We start from the raw sequence: 6,806 nt of genomic DNA on the forward strand, positions 1-6,806 counted from the left end.
GTGCCGACCACGGGCCAATCGCGTTGCAGCCCCTCGCTGGCTGCGCCTGTCTGCTGCACCGTGAGATCGGCGAGCGCCAAGCCGGTCTCGGTGCGCAACGCCGCCAAGTCGAGATTCTGCCGGATACGCCCCCCTCCTGCGCGCCACCGCCTCCGCGGAACTCGTACAGGCGCGACGGGGCCTGCTCCACACGGCCCACGATGCGCACCATACCCGGCGGGGTTTGCACCGCTGGCAGCTGCGCGCGGTCGATGAAATTGCGCGCCGCCCAGCCGCGCTGCACCAGCAGCACCGCGCCCGATTCCCCTGACTCCCCCGGCTTCCCCGATTTCCCGGCTTCCCCGCGCAACTGCAAAGGCGTGAGCACGTAGAAACCGGGCCGGCCCTGCATCTGCCGGTTGTCCAGGTACAGGCTGTGCTCCGGCAGCCACCGGCCCTCGAGCACGACGCTGCGGTGCAGCACGGCCTGGGCGCCGTCGGCGGGGCCTGCGGCAGCGGCAAGCAGCGCCGCGCCATCGATCGCCGGCATGCGGCTGCGCGCTTGCAGCGTGGCCTGCAGCGCCTCCTTTTGCGCAGCGCGTGACAGCTGCCAGAGACCCAGCGAAGCCGTCGCCAGCACGCCCGCGGCCGCCGCGAGGCTGATCAGCCAAAAATTCCGGGTGCTCGTCACGGGATAATGGGCTCCATGAAATACTTCCTCGTCGCAGCGGCGTTCATCGCCATTTTGACCAGCCTGGCGTCGGCGCTGTTCTTCATGCTGCGCAACGACCGTGACGACAGCCATGGCCGCGACGACAGGAACCGGGGCGGCCGCATGGCCCGGGCGCTCGCCGTGCGGGTGGGGCTGTCCATCGTGCTGTTCCTGTGCATCCTGGTTGCCTGGCGGCTGGGCTACATACAGCCCACCGGCCTGCCGGTCGGCCGCTGACTTCCCTGGCCGCGCGAGCGGTGAATGAAAAAAGCGCCGCGTGGCGCTTTTCTTCATATTGCCGGGGAAATGGCCTACATCCAGTAGACCAGCACATACAGGCCGAGCCAGACCACGTCCACGAAATGCCAGTACCAGGCAGCGCCCTCGAAGCCAAAATGCCGGTCGGCGCTGAAATGGCCTTTTTGCAGGCGCAGCGTGATCACCAGCAGCATCAGCATGCCCAGGAACACGTGAAAGCCGTGAAAGCCGGTGAGCATGAAGAAGGTCGAGCCAAACACGCCCGAACTGAGGCGCAGGTTCAGCTCGGTGTAGAGATGGAAGTACTCGTAGCCCTGCACCAGCAGGAAGCTGAAACCCAGCAGCACGGTCGTCCACATGAGCGCAATGGTCTTGCTGCGCTGGTTTGCGCGCAGCGCGTGGTGGGCGATGGTCAGCGTCACGCCCGACGTCAGCAGCAGCGCCGTGTTGATGGTCGGCAACCAGAAGGGGCCAACGGTTTGGAAGGGCTCGACGATGCCGGCGGGCGAGGCCGTGGCGCCCGCAGCGACGCTCGGCCAGACGGCCTTGAAATCGGGCCAGAGCAGCGCGTTGTCCAGGTTGCCCAGCCCCGGCACCGAGTGCGCACGCGCCCACCACAGGGCCGTGAAGAACGCGCCGAAGAACATCACCTCCGAGAAGATGAACCAGCTCATGCTCCAGCGGTACGACAGGTCGATCTTGCGGCCGTAGAGTCCGCTTTCGCTCTCGCGGGCCGCGTCACCGAACCACTGGTAGAGCACGAACAGCCACCACACCAGGCCCAGGGCCAGGGAATACTTGCCCCAGCCATGGCCATTGACCCACTGGCTTGCGCCCAGGATCACGAAGAACAGGCCGACCGCCGCCATCACCGGGTGGCGCGATTCGGCGGGCACGTGGTAGTACGGGGTTTTGCCGTGGGTGGATGCACTCATATTCAGCTCCTGACGCTCAAAATTCTTGTTCCCGGTTCGTGTCCAGGAGCAACTCATACGATCCAGTGCACCAGCCCGATCAGGCCGATCACCAGCAGGAAGATGGCCACCAGCCCGACCGCGATGATGTGCAGCGGGTTGAGGTTTTCCACGTCCTGCCGGTATTCGCTGCCCCGGCGCAGGCCGATCAGCGACCAGGCGATCGCGCGCACCGTGCGCAGCCAAGAGCCCTTGCGCGCCAGCGCGGGCTGCTCCGGGGGGGCGTTCATGATCCGGCGTCCAATGCCGCAGGCCGCAGCGCCGAGGTGGCTGCGGGACTGCGGCGCGGGGGGCGTCTTGCTGCCCACCTCGAAGAAGGTGTAGGACAGCGTGATGGTCGCCACGTCCCTGGAGAGGCGCGGATCGATCACGAAGCTCACGGGCCATTGCTTTTTTTCGCCCGGGTCCAGGGTGTACTGGTGAAAGCAAAAGCATTCCAGCTTGTTGAAATACGCTGCGGCCTGGTGCGGCGCATAGCTTGGAACGGCCTGCGCGGCCACGCGGCGGTTTTGCAGGTTCTGGAACTCGTACATCACCGTCGTCAACTCCCCCGGATGCACCTGCACCGAGCGCTGCGCGGGCTTGAAGTCCCAGGGGCCGCGGGCGTTCGCGTCGAACTCCACGGTGATCGTGCGCGAGCGGTCGATCTGCGTATTCGCCGGCAAGCCGGCATCCTTGCCCGCCACGCCGTTGCCGGGCACTTGCCGCTCGGAAAGCGACAGGATGTTGATCCCCGTGATTTCGCAGATATGCCGGTAGATCGGGCCCATCGCATAGCCGAAGGCGAACATGCCGGCCGCGATCACGACCAGCTTGCCAAGCATTTTTGCGTTTTCGCGCTGCAGGCTCATGGTGCTTTCCGGTTCAGCGGGGCAGCAGAACCACCACCTTGAACATGATGCCGAAGAAGAAAACCATTGCCACGGAGGCCAGGATCAGCGCCATCCGCAGATTGCGTTTTTTCTGTTCGGGTGTCATGGGCATTCCTTTAGCCGATCACGTGGGTCGCGCTCGCGTCCAGCTTGGGCGGGGTTTCAAAGGTGTGGAAAGGCGCTGGCGAGGGGACCTCCCATTCCAGCCCTTCGGCGCCGTCCCAGGGCTTGGCCGCGGCCTTCTGGCCCCGGCCGCGCATTGCGGGGACGATCACCGCGAGGAAGAAGAACACCTGCGCCAGACCGAAACCGAATGCGCCCACGGTGGCGAGCGCATTGAAGTCGGCAAACTGCATGGCGTAGTCCGCGTAGCGGCGGGGCATTCCGGCCAGGCCCAGGAAATGCATCGGGAAGAAGGTGACGTTGAAGAAGATCAGCGACGCCCAGAAATGGATCTGGCCGCGCCTCTCGCAGTACATCACGCCGGTCCACTTGGGCAGCCAGTAGTAGACGCCGGCGAACATGGCAAACAGCGAGCCGGCCACCAGCACATAGTGGAAATGGGCCACCACGTAGTAGGTGTCCTGCAACGCGACGTCCAGCGGGGCCATCGCCAGGAACAGGCCGGTGAAGCCGCCCATGGTGAACACGAAGATGAAACCCACGGCGAACAGCATCGGGGTTTCAAAGGTCATCGAGCCGCGCCACATGGTGGCGATCCAGTTGAAGATCTTCACCGCCGTCGGCACCGAGATCAGCATGGTGGCGTACATGAAGAACAGCTGGCCGGTCACGGGCATTCCGGTCGTGAACATGTGGTGCGCCCAGACGATGAACGACAGGATCGCGATGGACGAGGTGGCGTACACCATGGAGGCGTAGCCGAACAGCCTCTTGCGCGCAAAGGCGGGGACGATCTGGCTGATGATGCCGAAGGCCGGCAGGATCATGATGTACACCTCGGGGTGGCCGAAGAACCAGAAGATGTGCTGGTACATGATCGGGTCGCCACCGCCCGCGGGGTTGAAGAAGCTGGTGCCGAAATGCCGGTCCGTGAGCGTCATGGTGATCGCGCCGGCGAGCACGGGCATCACGGCAATCAGCAGGTAGGCGGTAATCAGCCAGGTCCAGACGAACATCGGCATCTTCATCAGCGCCATGCCGGGCGCGCGCATGTTCAGGATGGTCACGATGATGTTGATCGAACCCATGATCGAACTCGCGCCCAGGATGTGCATGGCAAAGATGCCGGCGTCCATCGAAGGGCCCATCTGCAGCGTCAGCGGTGCGTACAGCGTCCAGCCTGCGGCGGGCGCGCCACCGGGCATGAAGAACGAGCCCAGGAGCATCAGCCCGGCCGGGACCATGAGCCAGAAGCTGAAGTTGTTCATGCGCGCGAAAGCCATGTCCGAGGCGCCGATCTGCAACGGAATCATCCAGTTCGCAAAGCCCACGAAGGCCGGCATGATGGCGCCGAACACCATGATCAGGCCGTGCATCGTGGTCAGCTGATTGAAAAACTCGGGGTTCACCAACTGCAGGCCGGGCTGGAACAGTTCGGCGCGGATGAGCAGCGCCAGCACGCCGCCGACCATCAGCATGCTGAACGCGAACAGCAGGTACAGCGTACCGATGTCCTTGTGGTTCGTGGCGTACAGCCAGCGGCGCCAGCCCGTGGAGGGGCCGTGGTGGTGGTCGTGGCCTGCGGGATCGCCGGCATGCCCGTGCGGTTCGAGAACTACGCTCATTGGGGATTCCTCCAGATTCCTCGATACGGGGAGTTACTTGCCGCGCAGGGCCACGACTTCCGCGGGCTGCACCAACTGGCCGGTTTTGTTCGACCAGGAATTCTTGGTATAGCTCGCCACGGCGGCAATGTCGGTATCGCTCAGCTGGGCCCACGAGGGCATGGCGCCATTCGCCGCGCCCTTGAGCAGAACCTGGATCTGTTTGGCATGGTCCGTGTCGAGCACGATGGCCGAGGCGTCCAGCGGCTTGATGGCGCCGGCGCCCTTGCCACTGGCCTGGTGGCAGACGGCGCAGTTGGCGGCGTACACCTTCTCGCCGCGCTTGAGAATGTCGTCCAGCGTCCAGACCTTGGTCGGATCGTCCAGCTTGGCCGCGGCCTTCTTCTGCTGGTCTGCGACCCAGGCGCTGTAGTCATCGGCAGACAGGACCTTCACGTGGATCGGCATGTAGGCGTGTTCCTTGCCGCACAGCTCGGCGCACTGGCCGTAGTAGTCGCCCGTCTTTTCGGCACGGAACCAGGTGTCGCGCACGAGGCCGGGAATCGCATCCTGCTTGATGCCGAAAGCGGGCACCATGAAGGAGTGGATCACGTCGTTCGCCGTGGTGATGATGCGGATCTTCTTGTTCACCGGCACCACCAGCGGGTTGTCCACCTTCAGCAGGTAGTCGTCCGGTGCCTGCGAGACGTTGCCGCTGTCGGACATGGCGCGGTGCCCGCTGTCGAGCGTGGAGATGAAGGCCAGGCCCACGCCTTCGCCGGCGAGGTAGTCATAGCCCCACTTCCACTGGTAGCCCGTGGTCTTGATCGTGAGGTCGGCGTTGGTCGTGTCCTTTTGCGCCACCAGCGTCTTCGTGGCAGGCAGGGCCATGGCGATCACGATGATGAATGGAATCACGGTCCAGGCCACTTCGACCTTCACGGACTCGTGGAAATTCGCCGCCTGCGCGCCCTTGGAGCGGCGGTGTTTCCAGATCGAGTAGAACATCACGGAGAACACGGCAACGAAGATGACCGTGCAGATGCCGAGCATCATCCAGTGCAGGAAATGCTGCTCTTGCGCGATCCGGGTGACGGGTGGCGCCAGGTTGAGCTGGTGCACCGCAGGACCGCCGGGCAGGTCCTGCACGGCATGGGCCGCCGAGCCCATCCATGCCCCTGCCATCAGCAGCGGAGAAGCCAGCCGGTTGGAAATGCGCTTCATGGTTCTCACTTCAAGCTTCTAAGTTCTCAGTCTCAAATCAACCCATTTCCCGTGCGCGCCGGCGTGGGGCCGTGCGCCAAGGCTTTGCGGATCTGCGCTGGCGGAGCGCACCCTGCCCGGTCCGCAAACTGCTCCTGGCCCCAGGAACAGAGCCGATGCAGCCTGCCCATATCTGCGCGCAAAAAGGCCCGGAATCCCGACCGCCGGCGATTGTAGCGCGCCACGTTCCCGCTTATCGCCGCGCAGGAGCCGGCGGTCTGTCGCCCTGGTGCAGCATGGCGCGCAGGTCCTGCAAGGCGATGGTGCTGCGCGCGTCCACGCGCGCGCGCAGCACCGGTTTGAACGCGTGGCCATAGATGATCTCGAACGTCAGCGCCAGGCGGCCGCCCTGCGCGGGGTCTGCGAGCCGCTCGGACAGCGCCTGGTGGAACTGCGCGTGCCAGCGCCGGCCGCGCAATGCGGCAAAGCGCTGCGGGTGCAGGTTGCGGCCGAGCTCGCGCAGTTCCTGCACCAGGCGCTCGGGCGTGGCAAAGGTGAGCGTGATGCGCTCCATGTCCATCACGGGATCGGCAAACCCGGCTTGCAGCAGCATGTCGCCCCAGTCGTGCATATCCGTGAACGCGTGCCCCGCCGGCGGCCAGCCCATGGCCGCATGGAGCGCGTGCAGTTCGCGCAGCGAGTCCGGGCCGAGGCAGGAAAACATCAGACAACCGTCCACCCCCAGCGCCCGCTGCCATTGCGCGATCAGCGCCAGAGGGTCCGACGCCGCATGCAGCGCCATATTCGCCCAGAGCATTTGCACGCTGGCGTCCGCGGGCATCCCGAACTGCGGGCTGGCCGCAGTCCAGCGCGCCGGATTCCACCAGGGCCTGCGCAGCGCCTGGTGCGCCACGCGCGCGCAATGCAGCGCGCTTTCCTGAACCTGGCAGCGCGCCTTGGGGTAGCGTGCGCTGACCAGCGCGTGCGCCTGCAACCCGCCGCGCACCGCGTCCCAATGGCACCAGGACGCGGGCGCCTGGCGCAGCCACTGCAAGCGCTCCTGCATGCGCCGGGCGACTTC

8 protein-coding genes and 1 pseudogene are annotated in these 6,806 nt (G+C 65.3%); 1 reads left to right on the forward strand and 8 read right to left on the reverse strand.

Going from position 1 to position 6,806, the window contains the following annotated elements:
* On the reverse strand, nt 1-670 hold a 670-nt coding region (locus tag VTU_RS25380), incomplete at its 3' end, for an SURF1 family protein (RefSeq protein WP_010100427.1).
* Nucleotides 671-685: 15 nt separating this feature from the next.
* On the opposite strand from VTU_RS25380, the gene VTU_RS0102500 reads away from it, so the two are divergent.
* Nucleotides 686-928, forward strand: a complete 243-nt coding sequence (locus VTU_RS0102500) for a twin transmembrane helix small protein (RefSeq protein WP_010100428.1) — start codon at nt 686-688, stop codon at nt 926-928.
* 74 nt (nt 929-1,002) lie between these two features.
* On the opposite strand, the gene VTU_RS0102505 is transcribed toward VTU_RS0102500, so the two are convergent.
* The 7 genes and pseudogenes from VTU_RS0102505 to VTU_RS25390 all read right to left on the reverse strand — a co-directional run.
* The gene (locus VTU_RS0102505) at nt 1,003-1,884 is read right to left on the reverse strand and encodes a cytochrome c oxidase subunit 3 (protein WP_010100429.1); all 882 of its coding nucleotides are present in this window, start codon (nt 1,882-1,884) and stop codon (nt 1,003-1,005) included.
* 53 nt (nt 1,885-1,937) lie between these two features.
* Nucleotides 1,938-2,153, reverse strand: a complete 216-nt coding sequence (locus VTU_RS34610; RefSeq protein WP_169315361.1) for a DUF2970 domain-containing protein — start codon at nt 2,151-2,153, stop codon at nt 1,938-1,940.
* Between the two features lie 39 nt (nt 2,154-2,192).
* Nucleotides 2,193-2,774: pseudogene (locus VTU_RS25385) on the reverse strand (cytochrome c oxidase assembly protein); the annotation flags it as partial.
* 13 nt (nt 2,775-2,787) lie between these two features.
* Entirely contained in the window at nt 2,788-2,901 is a 114-nt protein-coding gene (locus tag VTU_RS34615; RefSeq protein WP_010100431.1) for a cytochrome oxidase small assembly protein, read from the reverse strand.
* A gap of 10 nt (nt 2,902-2,911) precedes the next feature.
* Nucleotides 2,912-4,543 (reverse strand): cytochrome c oxidase subunit I, encoded by a 1,632-nt coding sequence (gene ctaD / locus VTU_RS0102520; protein WP_010100433.1) that lies wholly within the window; start codon nt 4,541-4,543, stop codon nt 2,912-2,914.
* 33 nt (nt 4,544-4,576) lie between these two features.
* Nucleotides 4,577-5,746 (reverse strand): cytochrome c oxidase subunit II, encoded by a 1,170-nt coding sequence (gene coxB, locus VTU_RS0102525; protein ID WP_010100436.1) that lies wholly within the window; start codon nt 5,744-5,746, stop codon nt 4,577-4,579.
* Nucleotides 5,747-5,978: 232 nt separating this feature from the next.
* Nucleotides 5,979-6,806, reverse strand: an 828-nt coding sequence (locus tag VTU_RS25390; protein WP_010100439.1) for a class I SAM-dependent methyltransferase, incomplete at its 5' end; no start/stop codon positions are given.

This window comes from Verminephrobacter aporrectodeae subsp. tuberculatae At4 (assembly GCF_000193225.1).
In the GTDB taxonomy this organism is placed as follows: Bacteria; Pseudomonadota; Gammaproteobacteria; order Burkholderiales; family Burkholderiaceae_C; genus Acidovorax; species Acidovorax aporrectodeae.